Annotated in this window: 19 protein-coding genes; 9 read left to right on the top strand and 10 right to left on the bottom strand. The window is 39.9% G+C overall.

The window, feature by feature from the left end; all coding sequences use genetic code 11:
* Positions 1–5: 5 nt before the first annotated feature.
* Positions 6–1,127, bottom strand: a complete 1,122-nt coding sequence (gene ribBA / locus OD757_RS12410; RefSeq protein WP_003654193.1) for a bifunctional 3,4-dihydroxy-2-butanone-4-phosphate synthase/GTP cyclohydrolase II — start codon at positions 1,125–1,127, stop codon at positions 6–8.
* A 240-nt stretch (positions 1,128–1,367) separates the two neighbouring features.
* Positions 1,368–2,675 (bottom strand): hypothetical protein, encoded by a 1,308-nt coding sequence (locus tag OD757_RS12405; RefSeq protein ID WP_263032064.1) that lies wholly within the window; start codon positions 2,673–2,675, stop codon positions 1,368–1,370.
* Between the two features lie 59 nt (positions 2,676–2,734).
* Between OD757_RS12405 and serB the strand changes: the two genes are divergently transcribed.
* The 3 genes from serB to OD757_RS12390 all read left to right on the top strand — a co-directional run bounded on the left by serB (position 2,735) and on the right by OD757_RS12390 (position 5,434).
* The gene (gene serB, locus OD757_RS12400; protein WP_263032063.1) at positions 2,735–3,958 is read left to right on the top strand and encodes a phosphoserine phosphatase SerB; all 1,224 of its coding nucleotides are present in this window, start codon (positions 2,735–2,737) and stop codon (positions 3,956–3,958) included.
* 409 nt (positions 3,959–4,367) lie between these two features.
* Positions 4,368–4,703, top strand: a complete 336-nt coding sequence (aciT, locus tag OD757_RS12395; RefSeq protein WP_002119105.1) for a ciprofloxacin tolerance protein AciT — start codon at positions 4,368–4,370, stop codon at positions 4,701–4,703.
* Between the two features lie 251 nt (positions 4,704–4,954).
* The gene (locus OD757_RS12390) at positions 4,955–5,434 is read left to right on the top strand and encodes a hypothetical protein (RefSeq protein WP_009391355.1); all 480 of its coding nucleotides are present in this window, start codon (positions 4,955–4,957) and stop codon (positions 5,432–5,434) included.
* A gap of 43 nt (positions 5,435–5,477) precedes the next feature.
* On the opposite strand, the gene dtd is transcribed toward OD757_RS12390, so the two are convergent.
* Positions 5,478–5,921: a D-aminoacyl-tRNA deacylase gene (gene dtd / locus OD757_RS12385; RefSeq protein ID WP_263032062.1), complete on the bottom strand. Its 444-nt coding sequence runs from the start codon at positions 5,919–5,921 to the stop codon at positions 5,478–5,480.
* 168 nt (positions 5,922–6,089) lie between these two features.
* On the opposite strand from dtd, the gene pncB reads away from it, so the two are divergent.
* From pncB to OD757_RS12365, 4 genes are all read left to right on the top strand, one after another.
* Positions 6,090–7,304, top strand: a complete 1,215-nt coding sequence (pncB, locus tag OD757_RS12380; protein WP_034678459.1) for a nicotinate phosphoribosyltransferase — start codon at positions 6,090–6,092, stop codon at positions 7,302–7,304.
* Between the two features lie 139 nt (positions 7,305–7,443).
* Positions 7,444–8,292 carry a sulfurtransferase gene (locus OD757_RS12375; RefSeq protein WP_263032113.1) on the top strand — a complete coding sequence of 283 codons (849 nt, stop codon included), beginning with the start codon at positions 7,444–7,446 and terminating at the stop codon, positions 8,290–8,292.
* A complete protein-coding gene (gene asd, locus OD757_RS12370) occupies positions 8,289–9,140 on the top strand; it encodes an archaetidylserine decarboxylase (protein ID WP_009391371.1) in 852 nt (283 codons plus the stop codon). The genes OD757_RS12375 and asd overlap by 4 nt, the downstream gene beginning before the upstream one ends.
* Positions 9,141–9,566: 426 nt before the next feature.
* On the top strand, positions 9,567–10,787 hold the full coding sequence (locus tag OD757_RS12365; RefSeq protein WP_263032061.1) for an acetamidase/formamidase family protein: 1,221 nt from the start codon (positions 9,567–9,569) through the stop codon (positions 10,785–10,787).
* 30 nt (positions 10,788–10,817) lie between these two features.
* Here OD757_RS12365 and OD757_RS12360 read toward each other — a convergent pair whose 3' ends face one another.
* Entirely contained in the window at positions 10,818–11,579 is a 762-nt protein-coding gene (locus OD757_RS12360) for an AcfC family putative adhesin (protein ID WP_263032060.1), read from the bottom strand.
* A 241-nt stretch (positions 11,580–11,820) separates the two neighbouring features.
* On the opposite strand from OD757_RS12360, the gene OD757_RS12355 reads away from it, so the two are divergent.
* Positions 11,821–13,017 carry a lysophospholipase gene (locus OD757_RS12355; protein ID WP_263032059.1) on the top strand — a complete coding sequence of 399 codons (1,197 nt, stop codon included), beginning with the start codon at positions 11,821–11,823 and terminating at the stop codon, positions 13,015–13,017.
* Between the two features lie 65 nt (positions 13,018–13,082).
* Here OD757_RS12355 and phoR read toward each other — a convergent pair whose 3' ends face one another.
* From phoR to OD757_RS12340, 3 genes are all read right to left on the bottom strand, one after another.
* Complete coding sequence (gene phoR, locus OD757_RS12350; protein ID WP_009391354.1) at positions 13,083–14,441, bottom strand: phosphate regulon sensor histidine kinase PhoR; 1,359 nt, start codon at positions 14,439–14,441, stop codon at positions 13,083–13,085.
* Positions 14,442–14,450: 9 nt separating this feature from the next.
* The gene (gene phoB / locus OD757_RS12345; protein ID WP_000650776.1) at positions 14,451–15,161 is read right to left on the bottom strand and encodes a phosphate regulon transcriptional regulator PhoB; all 711 of its coding nucleotides are present in this window, start codon (positions 15,159–15,161) and stop codon (positions 14,451–14,453) included.
* A 253-nt stretch (positions 15,162–15,414) separates the two neighbouring features.
* Positions 15,415–16,086, bottom strand: a complete 672-nt coding sequence (locus tag OD757_RS12340; RefSeq protein ID WP_009391386.1) for a TetR/AcrR family transcriptional regulator — start codon at positions 16,084–16,086, stop codon at positions 15,415–15,417.
* A 212-nt stretch (positions 16,087–16,298) separates the two neighbouring features.
* Here OD757_RS12340 and OD757_RS12335 point away from each other — a divergent pair, with 212 nt between their 5' ends.
* Positions 16,299–17,132, top strand: coding sequence for an SDR family NAD(P)-dependent oxidoreductase (locus OD757_RS12335; RefSeq protein ID WP_009391374.1), 834 nt, complete (start codon positions 16,299–16,301; stop codon positions 17,130–17,132).
* Positions 17,133–17,188: 56 nt separating this feature from the next.
* Here OD757_RS12335 and OD757_RS12330 read toward each other — a convergent pair whose 3' ends face one another.
* From OD757_RS12330 to OD757_RS12320, 3 genes are all read right to left on the bottom strand, one after another.
* Positions 17,189–18,556 carry an MATE family efflux transporter gene (locus tag OD757_RS12330; protein WP_263032058.1) on the bottom strand — a complete coding sequence of 456 codons (1,368 nt, stop codon included), beginning with the start codon at positions 18,554–18,556 and terminating at the stop codon, positions 17,189–17,191.
* A 106-nt stretch (positions 18,557–18,662) separates the two neighbouring features.
* Positions 18,663–19,817 (bottom strand): pyridoxal phosphate-dependent aminotransferase, encoded by a 1,155-nt coding sequence (locus OD757_RS12325; RefSeq protein WP_263032057.1) that lies wholly within the window; start codon positions 19,815–19,817, stop codon positions 18,663–18,665.
* A gap of 27 nt (positions 19,818–19,844) precedes the next feature.
* Complete coding sequence (locus OD757_RS12320; protein ID WP_263032056.1) at positions 19,845–21,155, bottom strand: DUF445 domain-containing protein; 1,311 nt, start codon at positions 21,153–21,155, stop codon at positions 19,845–19,847.
* Between the last annotated feature and the right edge of the window lies 1 nt (position 21,156).

The raw sequence follows: 21,156 nt of genomic DNA, 5'->3' as shown, positions 1-21,156 counted from the left end.
CTCGATTATTTCGTTGTGATTTGATCAGCAGTGACATATTCCACTACTTCTAAATTAAAGCCAGATAAAGCATTGAAACGTAATGGTGAGCTAAGAAGCTTCATTTTTTCAACACCTAAGTCACGCAAAATTTGAGCACCGACACCAATGGTTTGATATTGATGTGAAAGTGCTGCATTGGATTTCACCGGTTTTGGCTTATTTAAATCATCCAACGCTGGTCCCAAGTCTTGCAAATGATCTTGCCCGATCCAGACTAAAACACCGCGATCACTCGCTGCAATTGTCTGTAGTGCACGGTCTAGATTCCACGCAGGTTCACCATCAGCTTTATTTAGCTTAAGCAAATCGCGAATTGGACTGAAACCATGTACACGTACTGTTGTAACACCTTCTTTTGGCTCGCCTTTAACTAAAGCCAAATGGATGTCCGGGTTACCAATCTCACGATAACGATAAAGTTCAAATGAACCATATTCTGTTTGAATGGTTTTTTGATCCAGACGTTCAACCGTTTGCTCATTCGTCATGCGGTAGTGAATCAAGTCCGCAATTGTACCAATTTTTAAGCCATGCTTCTCGGCAAAAATTTCTAAATCTGCACGGCGCGCCATTGTGCCATCTTCATTGATGATTTCACAAATGACAGAAGCGGGTTCAAGACCTGCTAAGCGTGTTAAATCACAGCCCGCTTCAGTGTGACCCGCACGATGTAGAACACCGCCTGGTTGAGCCATTAACGGGAAAATATGGCCCGGTTGTACAATATCACTTGGCTTTGCATGCGCTGCGACAGCAGCTTGAATTGTATGTGCACGCTCTGCTGCTGAAATACCAGTCGTAATACCTTCAGCGGCTTCGATTGATAAGGTAAAGTTTGTACTGTGCTGAGCACCGTTTTGGTCAACCATCAACGGAAGGTTTAACTGTTTACAGCGCTCACGGCTTAACGTTAGGCAAACCAGACCACGTGCATGGGTAATCATGAAGTTAATGTCTTCAGGACGAACATGCGTTGCTGCAATGACAAGATCACCTTCATTTTCGCGATCTTCGTCATCCATCAAGATAACCATTTTGCCTGCACGAATATCGGCGACAAGATCTTCAACACGACTCAGCGGCATTCGCTTTCACCTTTTTTTGTCGTTAGACAATTTCTATTTAATAAATTTTGCATAGTTTACGCTGTTTAGAGAATTTTGCCTATGATTCTGATTTATCCAAATTTGTGACACTTAAGAATAGATCCAGCTTTATTTATACAAATAAATCATAAGAACATGGAGTAATTTAAAATAAAAGCCATGAATTTAAATAAAAAAAACCTAGCCAAAAGGCTAGGTTCTGTTGTGCGCACTTACTTTTTACGAAGCTGCACTGCTCGGACTATCATTTTGTGGGATTGATTTTTTCCCCATCAAAATTTCAGTTCGGATATTTTGAGCAAGTTCAGCACACTCTGCATTCATACCATTAATCATAAAGGCATGACGAGTCATGACATTACTTGGGTTTGGCATTGCAACAAGTTGATAGCTGTCTTGAATTGCCTTGAGTTGGTCATTCTCAAGATATAAAGCAGATTCTTTCGCATGAAGATGCTGTGCTAAACGTTGAGCAGCTTCTTTCGCATCAATTTGCATGGCTTCTACAGCATTACAAGTTGCGCTACGCGTTTGCAAAGCAAAGCGTTTATCTTCGCGATAACGTTTATATAAAACGTCAGAGAGCAATTGGAATACAGTTCCAATCATAAGCAGACACTCTACAGCGTGACTATGCGAAGTTGAAATCGCAAGTGTCGCACCATCGGCATTAAACTCATTTACCACTTCAATATCTGTTAGCTTCAATTGGTAATGCTTAACGCATAACTCAATGCTCTTGTTTAAAAAGAGCTGACAGAGTTTAAAGTACGGAACAGATACTGATTGGTTAACACTGCTTAATAACTGTTTAGGGTCATAAAACTGGATATTGAGCGCCAAAGTATGTTGGTCAGCTGAATCTGCGGTTTTCTCTGGCTGTGGACGAGCCACTGGTTTACCTTTGGCTTGCTGCTGAGCTTGAGCAACCAACGTTACTGTATTTTGTTTTTCTAGAGCCAATGCTTGAGTTAACTGCTGAATTTCATGTTTTAAGCGGTTTTCTTCGTTAATGCGTGCCAAGTATTCGCTACGGGTTGGACGAGCAATCGCGCGATAAGCAAGCCATAATAAAACATGCAAAAACAAAGAAGCTAAGATTGCCAGCCATTGAGTGCGAAGAATTTCCCCAATACTTGGCTGAATCAGCGTAATCTCGATAGAGCCCACTTTCTTTTCATTTTGCAGCGCATCGCGAGCAAAAATCTCACCTTGGCGAGTTTTTGAAATTCCACTCGTTGCCAACACTTGTTTATTGGCATCAAGAATGCGAATAGACGCAACGCTTGGATTGGTCGCATAGCGATTGGCAATCAGAGCTAAAGATACCGTATTTGCCGGTTCTAGCTCGGATAAGCTGTCTGCAACGAGCTGACTGGTCATGAGCTGACCTTGACTCGCACGGTTTTCATTGAGCTGGTGTGTCGTTGCAATCACCAATAAAAAGGTATGCAATGCAAAACTAACGATCAGTAGGCTAGCAAATAGCCCTTGTCTAGGCGCAATCAAGTTAAACTTCCAAGGCAATTATATTGAAATTCGATTATGATTCTTACAATAGTTGTCACTCAGACTAGAGTCAATTCATGCGAGAAATCATTCTTATATCCTTTTTAGGACCAGACCAACCAAACCAGTTTACCCGATTAATGCAAGTGCTATCCGTACATTCATTGCAAATACTGGATGTAGGTCAGGCTGTTATTCATAATCAACTAACATTGGGCATTGTGGTCGCTTCTGAAAATGAAACTGCAACCGCATTGGCAATGAAAGAAATTCTGATTTTAGCACATGATATTGGCTTAACAGTGCGCTTTAAACCAATCACAGGCGCAGAATACGATCAATGGGTAAGTGAAGGCGGCCGTACTCGTTATATCGTCACGGCTTTAGCACCTGAACTCACTGCTGCACATTTACAAGCAGTTACACAAATTGTGTCTACCCAAGGCTTTAACATTGAAACTGTTACCCGGTTATCAGGCCGTGTCGACTTTGAAAAGGATAGCGCATTCCCACGTCGTGCATGTGTACAGTTTGGTTTAAGCAGTGGACCGACTTTAGATGCACAAGCTATGCGTGCTGCCTGTTTACTTCTTTCAAGTGAATTAAACATTGATGTTGCTGTTCAAGAAGACAATGCGTATCGACGTAATCGCCGTTTAGTTTGTTTTGATATGGACTCAACCTTAATTGAGCAAGAAGTAATTGATGAGTTGGCGATTGAAGCAGGGGTAGGCGAGCAAGTTGCTGAAATTACTGAAAGAGCGATGCAAGGTGAATTGGACTTCCAACAAAGCTTCCGTGCCCGTGTTGCATTATTAAAAGGGCTTGATGCAGCTGTTTTGCCTAAAATTGCTGAACGTTTAACTATTACTGAAGGTGCAGAGCGTCTTATCTCGACCTTGAAAGCACTAGGTTATAAAACGGCAATTTTATCTGGCGGATTCCAGTATTTTGCTGAATATCTACAAGGCAAACTTGGTATTGATGAAGTTCATGCCAATATTTTAGATGTGCAAGACGGTTTCGTAACAGGTGAAGTGAAAGGCGCAATAGTTGATGGCGCCCGTAAAGCCGAGCTATTACGCGAGCTTGCGAATAAAATGGATATTTCTTTAGAACAAGCCATGGCAGTAGGCGATGGGGCGAATGATTTACCAATGCTTGCGATTGCAGGGCTTGGGGTTGCTTATCGTGCTAAACCTTTAGTTCGTCAAAATGCAAATCAGGCTATTTCAAGTGTTGGCTTGGATGGAGTGCTGTATTTACTCGGCATGCATGACAAAGATTTAAACCGTGCTTAACCTATAAGGTTAAGCTTTAAGCGCTACTTCAGAGTAGCGCTTTTTTTATGCAGAATAGTTATAAAATCAAGCATGTTATGCTCAAATCGTGCACAGAAAAAAGGCAATAAAAAAAACTGAAAAAAACTTATTTAGGTCCTTAAAAACAGCATATTTTTTTGTAATGACACGCCAGAATTGATGCCATATAGGGAATCGAACTTTTTGAATTTTACAAAAATGTAATGACAAAAGAATGTTGCGACAAAGTATGTCGCATTAAGAAAAAACGGGTCTTTTTTTCTAAAAAAAAACATCCATAATGCATCCTAAGCTTCAACACAAATTATGAATTAAAGTTGTTTTTGGAATGAGGTCGGGTTTTTAAGACCGAATGTTTTTAGACGTTTTCATTAAGACGGAGGTTTCTATGGTAACAGCGAATTTTGCCGCTATCGCCGGATTCAGCTTGATTGCTGTCGCGCTTGTTGCTGTTTTCTTTTCTCCTTACCGTCGTTGGCTTGGTTTTATGCTTGCAGGGATGTTCTTTTGGGGGCTATTGGAAGTGGTCCGTTTTGGAGTTCAAGTCACTTTTGAAATGCCAGTCACATATAGTTATTTAACTGCACTAAGTCTAGCGATGGTAATGGTTACATTTATTTTGTTACGTGAGGATAAACAGGCACAAAAGGCTTTGGCAAATCGCCAATATATAGAACACACGCCAGTATATGAAGATGATCAGCAGCAATGTTCTAGCCGATAATTAAATTGTTATCCAACAGTAAAAAGGTATGCACAGCATGCCTTTTTTATTTACGAAACGTGATTTTTATTATACAAAGCATTTATTAAAAAATAGCCAGTTATGCTACGATACATAAGTCGGTTGACGTTTCATCTAGATTGCGTTGCCAGCTAAAAATTATCAGTTGATGCACAAAACTCACGCAATGGTATGTTCTTGCTGAGTTTTGCTCTAAAGTTTTCATAAAAATACAATAGGCGTGAATGTTCATGAAACTTTCTTCTATACCTGTAATCAAATTACCTCTCGTTGATGTCAGTACAGACCCGTTAGATTTATTGGTAGCAGGTTTAGTGCTGCGTATGAAGCAGTTGGCGCGTACGAGCCCTAAGTTTATTGAACTGATTCATGACCGCGCATTCCGTATTCAGATCGGTACGGATTTAGGTGTTGCACGTCAGATCATTATTAATAATGGCCATATTGACACGGTTGCAGGCGCACCTGAAAAAGCTGATTTTATCTTGCAGTTTGCAGATAGCGAACAGGGTGTAAAAACTTTAATTAAAGGTGACCCAACAGCATTTATGACGGGTATGCAAAACGGCAGTATTAAAATGGAAGGTGACTTCAGCCTACTCGTTTGGTTTAACCAAGTAGCTAGACTTATTCCACCTAAGTTGCCAAAACCAGTTAAAGATAAAGTACGTCAGGCACGTGCTTTTATTAAAGAAAAAACTGGTCGTTAATCGCCAGATATAAAAAAACTCCCGAACGGGAGTTTTTTTATATCTATGCTTCGACTTCCAAGTTAAATGTAACTGGACCATCATTAATGAGATGAACCTTCATATCGGCTGCAAAAATACCAGTTTGAACTTTTTCAAATTGTGAATATGTATATTCAACTAACTGTTCATATAGCGCTTTGGCATCTGCTGGCGGCATGGCTGGACCAAAATCTGGACGTAAACCTTTTTGTGTTTGAGCCATCAGGGTAAATTGCGAAACAAGCAGGATTCCTCCATTTGCTTGAGAGACATTCCAGCCCATTTTACCTTGTTCGTCATCAAAAATACGATATTTCAAAATCTTATCAATAAGCTTCTGGCCAATTGCTAAAGTGTCATCTCGACCGATGCCTAAAAAAACCAGTAGTCCGTGTTGAATTTCACCAGTCGTCTCACCGTCAACCACCACTTTGGCTTCAAGAACTCGTTGTATTAAAGCGCGCATAGTTAAAGCAAATTTCTGCAATTAATTGAATTGGTTTAGTTTAGCAGAATTTAAATTAAATGATTTTTAAAAGGAAATTTCATGGAATTGCAACAATGGTCTAAAAGCTCGCAATTCGTTTCTAAAAATATGCTTTAATGCTAAGAAGCAAGCGAATAATCATTGACTATGTCTCCAATTATCCATTCTTTACTAGATACAGACTTGTACAAATTTACGATGTTACAAGTGGTTTTGCATAAATTCCCGCAAACCCATAGTGTCTATCATTTCCGCTGTAGAAATTTAGAAGATACTGTCTATCCACTAGTAGATATTTTGGATGACTTAAATGAGCAACTCGACCATTTATGTAATCTCAAATATAAAGAAGACGAACTACAATATTTGCGTAAATTACGCTTTATAAAAAGTGACTTTGTTGATTATTTGGAACTCTTTCAACTAAAACGACGCTTTATTCGTGCGAGCATTGATGCCGAAGGTCGTTTGGATATTCATATTGAAGGTCCCATGGTTCAAGCCATGATGTTTGAAATTTTTGTATTGGCGATTGTAAATGAACTTTATTTTAGCCGTATTAAAACTGATGAAGTATGGGCTGAGGGTGAGCGCCGTTTACAAGCCAAGCTTGAATTGATTCAGCAATATGAAAAAACTCAAAAACCGAATGATCCGCCATTTTTAGTCTCTGACTTTGGTACACGTCGCCGTTATAGCTTTGAATGGCAAAAACATGTAGTTGCTGCCTTTCATAAAACTGTTCCAAATGTGTTTCGTGGTACAAGTAATGTATTGCTTGCCAAAGAGTTAAACATCACACCAATTGGAACCATGGCCCATGAGTTTTTACAGGCGTTTCAGGCACTTGATGTAAGACTGCGTGATTTCCAGAAAGCTGCTTTAGAAACGTGGGTACAAGAGTACCGTGGCGATTTAGGAATTGCTCTAACTGACGTTGTTGGTATGGATGCTTTTCTAAGAGATTTTGATCTGTATTTCGCGAAATTATTTGATGGTTTGCGTCATGACAGTGGTGACCCCTATGAATGGGGCGATAAGGCCTACGCGCACTACCGAAAATTAAAAATTGACACTAAAACCAAAATGTTGACCTTTAGCGATGGGCTTAATTTGCCAAAGGCATGGGAATTGCATCAATACTTCAAAGATCGTTTTCAGGTGAGTTTTGGTATTGGTACGAATTTGACCAATGACATGGGACAAAAGCCGCTCAATATTGTGTTGAAATTGGTGGAGTGTAATGGTCAGTCAGTTGCCAAAATCTCTGATAGTCCGGGTAAAACCATGACTGATAATGATACGTTCTTAGCCTATTTACGTCAGGTTTTTGAAATCGAAGAACTTGAAGAAGTGGTTTAAGTAAAAGTAGTCCCGCTATTTTTAAAGGTGAGAATGCTGATATCTGATTTTCTGCTAAAGAGTTGCAGAAAATCAGAGTTTGTTAGATATATGCTTATGCTAATATGAAATTAAGCTGGTATAAAAAGAAACCATGACGATGACCCTCCCTGATTTTAAACTCGATTTATTAATAGAAGCAGAAGAGTTAGTGCCTTATTTAGGCAATGAATATATTCGCATTATAGATTTAAGCCGTGCGTCTGTTTATGAACAACTCCATATTCCACACGCCATTCACTTACAACCTAAATGGTTAGTGGCCCAACACGAAGAAGCTACGGGCGTTTTACCAGATGAAGCGGGTTTACAAGCACTTATTGAAATATTGAATATTTCACCTAATCATCATGTCGTAGTTTATGACGATGAAGGCGGAGCGTGGGCGGGGCGTTTAATCTGGAATTTACATTGCTTAGGATTTACCCGCACCAGTTTAATTAATGGTGGTATTCATGCATGGCTAGGAGCGGGCTTGCCAACGACTGCCGAAATTGAAGAAATTCCTCGGGTTGATAATTTAATTCAAATTGATTTATCGCATGCTGCTCAGTTCCGAGTGAACTATGAAGAACTACGAAAACAAGTCGAACAAGAAAATATTCAATTATGGGATTGCCGGACAAGTGATGAATATAGTGGGGTCCGTTTAGCAGCGCGACGCGGCGGTCACATTCCAAATGCACTCCATTTTGAATGGAGTACTGCACTTAATCGTGAAAATCATCTAAAATTGCATCCGCTTGAACGCACGCGGCAGCGTCTTGAACAACTTGGGTTCGATTTAAAACAACCTGTGGTCGTATACTGCCAGTCACATCACCGTTCCGGTTTGGCCTATATCTTGGCTAGACTCTTGGGCTGGGAAGCAAAAGCCTATGATGGTGCGTGGAGTGAATGGGGCAATCGCCTCGATAGTCCTATTATTACTGGAGAATCACCGTCGTGAGTTTCACATCTCGATTAAAAAAAGAATTATTTATTAAAGTGCAAAATCTCGTTCCGCAGCACCAATTGAGCCGAGTGGTAGGTAAAGTTGCAGCGAGTGAAAATCCAGTTGTGAAAACTGCTGTTATTCATGCATTTAAAACCAAATATGGGATTGATTTATCAATTGCTGAGCAAGGCAATGCACTAAAATATAAGTCTTTTAATGAATTTTTTACCCGTGCTTTAAAAGATGGTGTACGTCTGGTTGACGAAAAGGCAGATAGCATCGTGTCACCTGCTGATGGCGCCATTTCTCAGATTGGTAAAATTACTGCGGGTGAAGTATTTCAGGCAAAAGGCCAAAGTTTTTCTGTAGAAAAATTAATTGGCGACCCACAACTTGCTCAGCCGTTTCAAGAAGGCGAGTTTGCAACGGTTTATTTGTCACCGCGCGATTATCACCGTGTTCATATGCCGTTTGCAGGCACATTAACTGAAACTTTGTATGTACCGGGTGAGTTATTTTCGGTAAATCAGGTGACAGCTGAAAATGTACCGGGACTATTTGCCCGTAATGAACGTATGGTGTGTTTATTTGATACTGAACTTGGCCGTATGGCTGTTGTGTTAGTGGGTGCAATGATTGTTGCAGGTATCGAAACTGTGGCAACAGGCAAGGTAAAACCTTCAGGTCGTATCGAATTACAGCATCATCAGTTGAAGCTAGAAAAAGGTGCCGAGCTTGGACGTTTTTATTTAGGTTCTACTGCCGTTATTTTATTTGAAAAAGATAAGATCGAGTGGGAACAACGTTTTAAAGCTGAGTCTGTTGTTGTAATGGGTGAGCGCATGGGACATACAGTTTAGTAAACGATATAACCCTTAGAAAACAAATGAACCCTGAGTTTAATTATTCAGGGTTTATTTTTATTTAAATTATATAAAAGTAAAATATATAACTATGTTTGGATTTATATAATATGGAAATATAATTGTTATTAAGTGATCTAAATGAGTACATTATATGAGCTAGATGATAAATATGTGTCTGAAGAGAGCAAAATATTAATATGATTGAAATTTTATAAACAAAAATAGAAAGAAATATTTAAGTTAGACTTAAGTCGTAATTTTAATTTTATTTGAAGATAAGTTATTAAATATAAAAAATTTATTCAATTCCTAGAACTGAGAATAATATTTTAGGTCATACATAAATAAAGCTTTGGCACAATGATTGCTAATTATTCAGCACCTTACTGTAATTTTCATATTTTTTTAGGTTCTGAAATCATGTTAAAAGTTAAACGCCTGACAGCTTCGGTTTTATCTGTGCTTTGCATTTCACTCAGCCATGCCAATGATTTTAAAGTTTTAAATCAAATTTCAAAACAACCTACCCAACTTCAAAGTGGCGAATATAAAGGTAATTATTATGTTCCCTCTACCTTAAATACGATCACATGGGGTTATTTACCAAATCGGGATGCTAAACCCGTTCTTACTGTTCCGTCGGGAAGTATCGTGACATTTGATACGGTTTCTCATGAAGGTTTGCTTGAAGACCAAGGACGTAATGCTGAAAAGTTCTTTCAATCGAAAGGCGTAAAAGCTAATGAAATATTGGAAGATGCAAAAACGATTACGCAGTCGAAATTAAAGCATGATTTTCATAAAGATGGACCACATATTGTGACAGGTCCTGTTGCAATTGAAGGTGCACAGCCCGGCGATATTTTGAAAGTTGAAGTACTTAAAGTGGAGCCGCGTGTACCTTACGGTGTTATTTCCAACAGACATGGTAAAGGTGCTTTAGCGGGAGAATTTCCTAAAAAAGCAAAACAAGAAAACGCCTCGGCTGAGCATCCTGAACGCTATGGAAATGTCTCAATTTTCACTCCAATTGAAAAAAATGCTCAAGGTGAATACGAAGGGATATTAAAAACAGAATCGGGTAAATCAATACGTTTCCCGCTTTATCCTTTTATGGGAATTATGGGGGTAGCAGCAAATACGTCTGAACCTGTTCACTCTGTACCCCCTGCAATGTATGGTGGAAATATTGATATTAATGAGTTAGGTGCAGGTTCAACCGCTTATTATCCTGTTCAGGTCAAGGGCGCGTTATTCTATACGGGTGATAGCCATTTTGCGCAAGGGGATGGTGAAGTAGCATTAACTGCTCTAGAAGCTTCCGCACGTGCGACGCTGAAATTTACCTTGCTCAAGGCAGGTAAAGACAAAATACCAGGCAAAGATTTAAAACAGCCTTTAGCTGAAAATGCTGAGTTCTGGATTACGCCGGGACTTGATGAGGATCTGGACGAAGCCATGAAAAAGTCTACACGTGAAGCCATTCGTTTCTTAAACCAAGAATACGGGATTGATGAGGCGACAGCATATGCGTATTTAAGTGCCGCAACTGATTTTGAAGTTTCACAAGTTGTAGATAAAACTAAAGGTATTCATGCAAAAATCAGAAAAGCTGATTTTAAAGAGTTTGAAAGTAAGTAATGAAAAAGGGAGCTGAGCTCCCTTTTTTAACTATTTAGTCCAACCATATTTTTTGAAAATAGCATTACCTTGCTGAGAAGATAAAAACTCTACAAAACGTTTAGCTTCAGCATTTTTTAAACTATGTTTGGTTAAGGCAACACCTGTATCACGATAGACAACCAGCTCTGGTTCGATAGGAATAATTTGTCCAACGTCTGGGTTACTAATTCCCCAAATATTAAAGACTAACCAAGCATCGTAACTATTATTTTCTTCCCAGTTTTTCTTGGCAATTCCTGTGTTGGCTGCATAAGTGATAATATTTTTGCGAAAAGCTTTTGTTAATTGAATATTTCCGGTTCTGCCAGCAATATCTTCCCACATGCCAACTTGACCTGCACCATGGGTCACTAAAACTTTAATACCGGGTTTAGCTAGATCTTTAAATCCTTTAATATTTTTAGGGTTCCCTTTCCTTACTAAAATGGCCGCTGGACGTAAATATAGAGGTTCTACCGAGTCTTTTATAATGTGTTCAGAAAAAGCATTTTCGAAATCAGACATCATCGCTTCGGAACCACTATAGATAACATCGGCGTCTAGTTTCGCTTTTTCAGACCATTGAGAAGTAGGACCAGACGTCACCTGAACTGCTATACCAGTTTTATTGGTGAATTGTTTGGCTGCTTCTTTCATGGCGGGTGCTGGCCCACCAGGACCATATACTTGTACATCTGCAAAGCTATGCATTGATAGAGAACCGAGAATAAGATAAAGCAGGTAGTGTATAAATTTATATTGTTTTGACATTTTGATTGCTATAGTAATTAAGAAAATATCAGCATATATTTTTTATTATTTAAATGTGATTAATTTTTGCAACGATATTTATAATGCGTTTCTTTAAAATATATTTTAATTAAATTTTAAGTGGTTATATAAAGGTAATTTATTTTGCTTTGAATATAAATATAGATAATTTTATGGTAATTTATATTTTATAAATTGATTATTTAAAAATATATAGTGTAAATAATAGAGGAGTAATCCCTTGATTAGAAAAAGTAATTCTTTTTTAAAAACTTTACTTAGCTGTGCGTGTTTAGTGTCTGGCTCTGCTATGGCTGCACCAATTACAGATTTGAATAAGCAAATTGTGAGCGAAAAACCGGGTTCAATATTGTCTTTAGAACAGCAAGAGGTGACGAGTTTATTTCCTCATGCAGATCAGCGCTTATTGGTAAATTATCGTAGTCGAGGTATTCAGGGCGAAGCTATTGTTGCATCGGCTTTTGTTTTATTACCCAAAGGCACACCTCCAAAAAATGGCTGGCCTGTACTTGCTTGGGCGCATGGTACGACGGGAGTTGCCGACACATGTGCACCTTCGGGTGATTATGGGGGCGGACCAGTTCATTCATACCAAGAAGTTGCTTCCAAAGCTTTAGATGCATGGCTTGCACGTGGCTATGCAGTTGTCGCACCTGATTACCAGGGCTTAGGTACATTAGGTGCGCATCCTTATATGAATGCAAAGAGCCAGCTACATACGGTGGTCGATGCGGTGCGGGCATTACATATGCTCAAGCCTAAAGATTTTAATAAACAGTGGTTGGTGATGGGACATAGTCAAGGCGGGGCTGCGGCAATTGCCGTATCTGCCTATGGTCAAAAAGATGCACCCGAATTAGATTTAAAAGGAGCGATCGCTCTTGCGCCAGGCGGCTATCAATATGAGGGTATTGCAGAATACGTGAAAACTAATCCGAACCCAGAACCTAGTGTGGCTGCTTTTTTTCCGATTGTATTATTGGGAGCACAAGCCGCAGAACCAAGTATTGTTCCTGAAAATTTAGTCAGTGCAGAAATGAATGCGGTGCTAACTCAAGCGCGCAGTCGTTGTTTATCTGAACTTCAATCTGATTTGAAGAAATCTCCTTCTAGCATATTTCGCCCTAATGCAGACTTAAAACCTCTTTTGGCTTATCTAAAACAACAGTCCATTGAAAATATGGTGCCGACCGTACCATTAATGATTGTTCAGGGTTCTAAAGATCATTTAGTCGACCCTAGAGGGACATCTGCTTATTATCAGCAGCTATGTAAATTAAAAAAACCGACCATCTATCAAACGATTGATGGCGGAGATCATCGTGATGCACTGCGTCAGAGCAATACTTTTGCCACTCACTTTTTAAACGTAATCGAGAAAAATGAGACCAAGTCCTATTGCTCAACTTCTAAGTAAATGGGTTTAAATGCTACAAAAAAGCCGACTTCTCATGAGCCGGCTTTTTATATTTGAAGAGGGATTTAGGTCATGTTATATAGTCTTTCTTTTGGAAAAACTACAGTAAACGTTGAACCTTCATTTTCTTTAGATTGCACATCTAAATACGCGCCATGTTGCATCAATACGTGTTTCACAATGGCCAAACCTAAACCTGTACCACCAGTTTGACGACTACGGTCGCTGTCAACTCGGTAGAAGCGTTCAGTTAAACGTGGTAAATGTTTTGGGTTAATCCCGATGCCTGTGTCTTGTACACTAAAGTAAGCGTGTTCACCGTCATCGTGCCAACCAATGGTAATGGTTCCACCTTTTGGTGTGTACTTAATAGCATTGGTAATTAAGTTACTAAACGCGCTGGCAATTTCCATGTCAGAACCAATCAGGTCACAGTGACTATCAATATGTAAATTGAGCGTGTGTCCATAATCGGCATTGTAGGCCTGAGCATCATCAAAGAGTTGATTCATTAAGCTCGGCATTTCAATAATCTGATTTTTTGCAACTTTCTTGTTGTTTTCTAAATTTGATAACAATAGTAAATCATTCACCAAAGCATTCATGCGCTTGGTTTGTGACTGCATCTGATCAAATGCACGTTTCCAGCGTGGACTAATATCTTCCTGATCGGTAAATGTCTCGATATAACCACTCAGTACCGTTAAAGGCGTACGAAGTTCATGAGAAATATTATCGACGAAGTCTTTACGCATTTGTTCAAGGTTGTGCATACGCGTAACATCGTAAGCCACTAATAAACGACTTTCTCCACCAAATCGTGTGAGTTTAACCTGTACATAACGGTCATCATCGAAATTAGAGTGGAGCTTGATACCATCGGGTGCCTGATCAATATTGTTAAAATATTCAATAAAAGTCGGCTGGCGTAAAATCGTTAATAAGTTACGACCACGGTCGAGAGGGCTGATGCCTAACAAACGTTCAGCAGCAGGGTTCCACCACTCGATTTGATGTTGGTCATCAATCAAAACAACGGCTTCAGCAAGTGCAACCAAAGATGACTGAGCTCGGTCAATTAAACCGACCATTTCGGCCTGAACAATTCGCTCCTGACGCTGAGCACGGTAAACATTAAATAATAATGCCCCCCAAATCCCGTTAAGATTTGGAGGAACGTCATAAGGCTTATTCGCAATCCAGTCATTGACCAGATATAAAGAACGCAACTGGAGTGTAAAAAACACCACAAAGGCGATAAAAATACAGCTCCAGAAATACCCAAGGCCTAAACCGACTAAACCGGCAATAATTAGAAAAAATAATAAGAGCCGTAAATCTTGTTTGGCAAACGTCCATAAACTACTGTAGCGGGAAAGCTTTTGTTCACGTACCTGTTCGGGGACGGGGTAGGGTTCATACATAAATCTTGGTTAACCTGCGGCTAAATCTGCACGTGTTGAGAAGCGGTAGCCTGTTCCACGCACAGTCTGAACAAATCGGTCAACACCGAAAGGCTCTAAAACTTTACGTAAACGACGGATATGTACATCGATAGTTCGATCTTCAATATATACATTACCGCCCCACACCTGATCGAGCAACTGGGCACGTGTATATGCACGCTCTGGATGGGTCATAAAAAATGCAAGTAAGCGGTATTCAGTTGGACCCATATCTAAAATGCTGTTGCCAAAGCTGACACGCTGACTTACAGGATCAAGAATTAATCCATTGGCATCAATGGTTTTTTCGCCACTTAATGCATTAGCACGACGAAGAACTGCCTTAATACGTGAAACCAGTTCACGTGTTGAGAACGGCTTAGTCATGTAGTCATCTGCACCTGCGTCAAGACCTTGTACTTTATGGTCTTCTTCTCCGCGGGCAGTCAACATGATGACTGGAATTTCTGCTAGGTTTTCATCTCGTTTTAAGCGGCGACATAAATCAACACCACTTACGCCTCCAGGTAACATCCAATCAAGCAAGATAAGCGCCGGACGTTGGTCGACGATAATTTGATGAGCTTGTTTGGCATCTTCTGCCTGTAAACACTGAAAGCCTGCCATGTCCAAAGAAGTATGGATCATTTCGCGAATAGGAAGCTCATCATCGACAATTAAAATATAGTCATCTTTCACAGCGCAATATCCTATAGATTTAACGGTGAACCGTTTTGTAGTTATGACAGGCTTATTACAAAGATTAATTATGACAATTTCATTGCAGAAAAGTCTATAAAATTAAATTTAGCAATAATTTGTGACAAAAGTAAGGCAAAGGTATGACCAAATTGTGACATGAAAGACTAAATATTCTTAAAGCCATTCAATATGTTACCTTCTTAAAAGCTTTTAATATTCTCATATTTATGGCTGTCAAAAAACTTTAATATTATTTTGAAACTTGAGCTAATAAAGATAAGAAAACGATACGGCATGCGGTTAAAACCTGCTCAAGAGACTGCTCAAACCCTCCCATGACCCATCGAATTGCAATTTGAGTGACATATCCATTTAAGCCAGTGGCGATTAAAGAGAGCTCATTTTCATGATGTTGAATTTGCGGCATGGTCAACATAACAAAGGCCTGAATCATGCGATCAAATTGCGCAAGTGTCTCTTGAATGGTGGCCTGATTATGTAATTCTTGGACCAAAACTGCGTCAACATAGACAATGCGAGCTAATCTTGGGTCGTTTTTTAATGTCGTCAACAATGCTCTTAAGCCAGCATCCACCATTTTTTCTGGATCGGGTGTCGCTTTAATGACAGCTTGCATTAAGTTTTGCTGTAATTCTTCAATCATTTTTAAAAAGATGGTTTGGAATAAATCTTCACTCTTTTTAAATGATTCATAAAAATAGCGTTCTGTGAGTTTTGCTTCTTGGCAGACATCCTTGACGGTCACTGAAAAAAAACCGAGCGTTCCGTAGGTCGCAATACCTGCTTCAATCAGTTTTTCACGGCGTGCCTCTTTACGTTCAGATAGAGATAACCCTTTGAACTGACGTTCTTTACTCACAGTTTTTGTTTTCTTTTTACTGGTTGAGTCGTTTGTCGCCATAAATAAGTCGTGTCCTAATGAATGCTTTCCTAATTTATAGGTTTTGGCCAAATATGCTTACTATGATAAAGCTCTCAGCAGAATTGTGCCATTCTATCTGAAATTACAGTGTACTATATTGACAATGGATATTGTCAAAATTATATTGAAGAGGTCTGAATTGCACATGCAATGAACCGACTGTGCAAATATCGAAAAACAAAGGATGGACAATGAAAAATTTTAAAAACAAAGTCGCTGCAATTACGGGCGCGGGTTCGGGCATTGGACAACAGTTAGCAATTCTTTTGGCAAAACAGGGCTGCCATCTTTCATTAAGCGATATTAATGAAAAGGGATTAGCGCAAACTGTTGAGCTTTTAAAACCGTATAGCGATATTACTGTTACCACTAAAAAACTTGATGTTTCTGACCGTGAAGCAGTAAAGCAGTGGGCACAAGAAACAGTTCAAGATCATGGCTCGGTTAACCTGATTTTTAACAATGCTGGCGTTGCGTTAGGTTCAACTGTTGAAGGTGCGACCTACGAAGATTTAGAGTGGATTGTTGGGATTAATTTCTGGGGTGTGGTGTACGGTACTAAAGAGTTTTTACCGTTCATTAAGCAAACTCAAGATGGCCATATTATTAACATCTCGAGCTTATTTGGTCTGACTGCTCAACCTACTCAATCTGGTTATAACGCGACTAAATTTGCTGTACGTGGTTTCACTGAGTCATTGCGTCAAGAGTTAGATATTGAAAAAAGTGGCGTAAGCTCTTTGTGTGTTCATCCGGGCGGCATTCGCACCAATATTGCTAAATCTGCAAAAATGAGCGATAGCCTGAATAGTTTGGGTATGGACCCAACAAAATCGATCCAAAACTTTGACAAGTTACTACGTACTCCACCTGAAGAGGCAGCTCGTCAAATTTTACAAGCAGTATTGAAAAATAAACGCCGTTTATTGATTGGCAGTGACGCAAAAATTCTTGATGCTTTCCAGCGTTTATTCCCAACAGGATATCAACGTGCTTCTACGATTGTGACCAAGTTAATGAAATAATTTTTAAAGTAAAAAAGCCATCAAATGATGGCTTTTTTTATGAGGTTTGAATCGTTCTAAATAAGAACTATGATCTTCTTTTTCTTCCAGATAAATTGGTAATACAAGCCTTGAATAATACATAAACTGACAAATGCCAAGGCATAGGCAACCCAGATTCCTTTAAGCCCCCATATTGAGCTAAACCAGTAAGCACATGGAATTTCAATAAATAAAATAGCAGAAATATTAAGTAGCATTGGGACAGTCACGGTTCCGCTGGCACGCATGATCGATGCAAAAATGGCACCTGCCCCAAAGAATAGAATTGCCCACAGTACAATAAATAAAAGCTGTTGACCTAATACCACCACAGTTGGGTCAGTAATAAACAAAGCCATTAAATATTTTGAAAATAGATAGCCAAGTGCAATTAAGGCACCTGTAAATAAAAAGTTCATTCCCAAGGCTGTACGGGTTACTCGAGCTAATAGTTCTGATTTACCTGCGCCAATCGCTTGTGCGGCAAAAATTGAAGCTGCAATTGAGATTGATAAAGCAGGGAACTGGATGTAATTGAGCACCTGATTCACCGCACCATAGGCTGCTGTCGCATGCGAACCGTAATGGTTAACTAATCCAACAATAACCAAGCCAGCCATTGAGGTCGTAATCATTTGAATGCCAGTTGGAACGCCTAAGCGCAAAATGATTTTGCTCAGTTCTGGATTGTGACGGATATGTTGCAAAAGCTGCCGATTTGGTCGAAGCGGATGATTTTTCTTGTTCAGATAAATCGCAAGAAAAATTAAGATAGCCACATATCCTGTAATGGTGGCAATGGCAGGAGCAATAATTCCCAGAGCAGGTAAACCAAAATAACCTTTAAGTAATATTGGGGTAATCACCAAGCCAATCACACTGGTTAAAGCAAGGGCAATTAATGGGGTTGTACTGTCACCCACACCACGTAAAATTGAAGTGTAAATAATATAGACAAACAGAAGCGGGCTACCCGCCAGCATCCATTGCACATAAGGCAAAGAGAGATGCATCACCTTGGGGTCAGTACCCAATAACTCTAAAATATCATGGGCAAAAAACACACCAATAATCGCGGTAATTACTCCCCCAATCAATGTCATAAACAGGGTAGAACCGACCACACTTTGGACTTTCTCTATATTTTGCGCGCCCCATGCTTGCCCTACTAAAACAGTCGTACCCGTTGAAATCCCGATAATAAAAGCGAGGAGCAAAAATAAAATAGGGAAAAAAACCGAGACGGCGGCAATCGCGTCTACCCCCATCATTTGACCAACGAAGATGGTGTTAATCGTCCCCGACAAGTTCTGCAAAATATTGGTTGCAATCAGAGGCAGCAAGAAAACAAAAAATGTTTTCCATAGATTTTGCTGATGAATTAAAGACTGTCTTGGTGGCATGTGTTCTCCATCGCCCATCTCTTTGATGAGCGGGGCAGATATCTAACTTAGCATAGTTGGAGCAAATGACTTGTAGTGTTTTTACTGTGCTAAGTAGCTAAATTTATTAACATTGATTCAGAATTTCTCCTGCTTTTTGCAGAGTTACATCATTTTTAGCAAAGCAGAAACGAATCAGGCGTAAAGACTCCGGCGCTTGCTGGTAAAACACCGAAACAGGAATAGCCACAATTTTATGTTGCTCGGCAAGAAACTGGCACATTTCTACATCATTTAGGTCGGGTCTAATTTGACTGTAATCAAGATTTTGGAAATAAGTACCTTGAGATGGTTTTAGTAAAAAACGGCTATTGTGAATTGCCTGATTAAAACGATCTCGCTTAGTCTGGTAAAACTGCGAAAGCTCTTGAATATGTTCTGAATGCTGCTCCATATATTGCGCTAAAGCAATCTGGCAAGGTGTCGTGCCACAGAAATTCGCATATTGGTAAATCTGGCGGAATAAACACATTAACTCAGGTGAAGCGACACAGTAGCCTGTTTTCCAACCAGTGACATGGAAGGTTTTTCCAAAAGACCCAATTACAAAACTACGCTCTCTGAGCTCTGGAAAATGCAAAGCACTAAAGTGTTGTTGACCATCAAAGACTAGGTGTTCATAGACTTCATCGGATAAAACCACAATGTTTTTATCTTGAATCAGTGCAATCAGTTCTAACCAATCTTGTTTTTCCCAGATGGTGCCAGTTGGATTGTGAGGCGTATTCACCACAATCATACGGGTTTTGTCATTAATTAAATCTTTAACTTGTTGCCAGTGCACCTTAAAGTCAGGTGCTTGCAGGGCAATATGAACTGCCTTGCCGCCTGCTAACTCGACAGAAGGGCCATAGCTGTCGTAACTTGGGTCAAAAATAATGACTTCATCACCTGCATTGATGCAGGCTTGTATGGCACAGAAAATTGCTATGGTTGCACCGGGAGTAATCGTGATTTGCGTTACAGGGTCAAGTTGAAGTTGGTCACGCTGCTGAAATTGTAAAGCGAGTTGTTCACGTAAACCGAGAATACCATCGCCGGGTGGGTACTGATTATGTCCAGCTAAAGTCGCCTGTGATAAAGCTTCCAGTAAGGCTTGTGGTGCCGGAAAATCTGGAAAGCCTTGTGACAGGTTGAGAGCACCTAATCGATGTGCCATTGCCGTCATGGTACTGAAAATAGTCACGCCTTGAGTGGCCAATTTTGACTGTAGCTGTAGCATATTGTTCTCTTATTAAAAATATTAAAGTTATAAAATTGATTCAATCACAGCCCGAATGACACCGAGTGTTAAACCAATAAATGCCCCGACCACAACGCCGTTCACACGGATCATATGTAGGTCGCCACCGACTTCGTTTTCAATTTTCCCGATCATTTCGCGCGAATCCCATTCATGAATGCGCTCGCTGACATATCTAATGATTTTATGGCTATATTGATCTGTAAAAGTCAGCGCAAGACCTGTCATTTCTTTGTTCAATACTTCGCGTACTTTGGCATTTTGAACAAGGTTTTCACCCAATTGCTGAATAGCAGCTCGAAGGTTCATCGCAATACCAGAGTCTTTTTTCATTAAATCTTCTTTAATGGCATCACACAAAATGGTGACAGCACCACTGATGAAATTTAAGACTTGCGGACTATCTAGAAGAGCATCTTTACCGCTGTTGAGACGTTGGCTAGCAACGCTGTCTGGTTTTGCCAGCTCAAGCATGAGAGAGTGGGCAATGGTTTCAATTTCTTGTCGCCATGGGTGTTCAGGGTCTGCCAGCATCGATTCTACTTTTTCAACCAATGAGTCGATGGTGCGTTGTTGAACATCAATACCAATCCAGCTTGCGCCTTTTGCAAGTGACCAGACACCAAGTGCTTTAAACATTTTTCGGGTTAATTCACGGGTTTTATCTGGGTTTTGTACCACCCACTCGTGGGCGATATCAAGTCCACGTTGTAAAACGTCTTGGTGGAAATCATTTTCCAGTACCGCACGCAGTATTTCACTTGCGAGTTTATTGACTTCAGTATTACGCACCCATTGCACACTATTGTTTTGCACAAAGTTGGCAATCTGATCTTGGCTCACAAATTCAAAAATTTTCGGTACGGTTTGCTGAATGAGCTGTACCACTTGCGTATTGTTTTGTGGGCTTGCCAACCATTGACCAATTGCAAGGCTTAAGTCAGTTTTTTCTAAGCTTCGTTCAACCACTTGAGGCGAAAGAAAATTTTCTTGTACAAAACGGCCCATTGATTCTGCAATGCGAGCTTTGTTGCGCGGAATAATCTCGGTATGATCGCGTAAAAACTTAGGAATGGGTAATTTACCAAATGGGTTCCGAAACAGAACGGTAATCGCGTACCAGTCGGCTAAACCACCGACTACACCAGCTTCTGCCCCTAACATTAAAATATGAATAAAACCTGTGTACTCTGGCAGAAAACGATCAGCCACCATCAGTGCAATCCACAGCACAACGACAATAATAAGCGCTAGAGTAGCAAAATATTTGCTACGTTTAAGACTGGGCACGTGGTGGACTTCTTCTGCCATGTTCATA

Origin of the sequence: Acinetobacter sp. AYS6 (assembly GCF_025630795.1) — a bacterium.
GTDB lineage: Bacteria > Pseudomonadota > Gammaproteobacteria > Pseudomonadales > Moraxellaceae > Acinetobacter.
The sequence above is the reverse complement of the archived record's forward strand: the minus strand, read 5'-3'. Positions and strand labels throughout refer to the sequence as shown.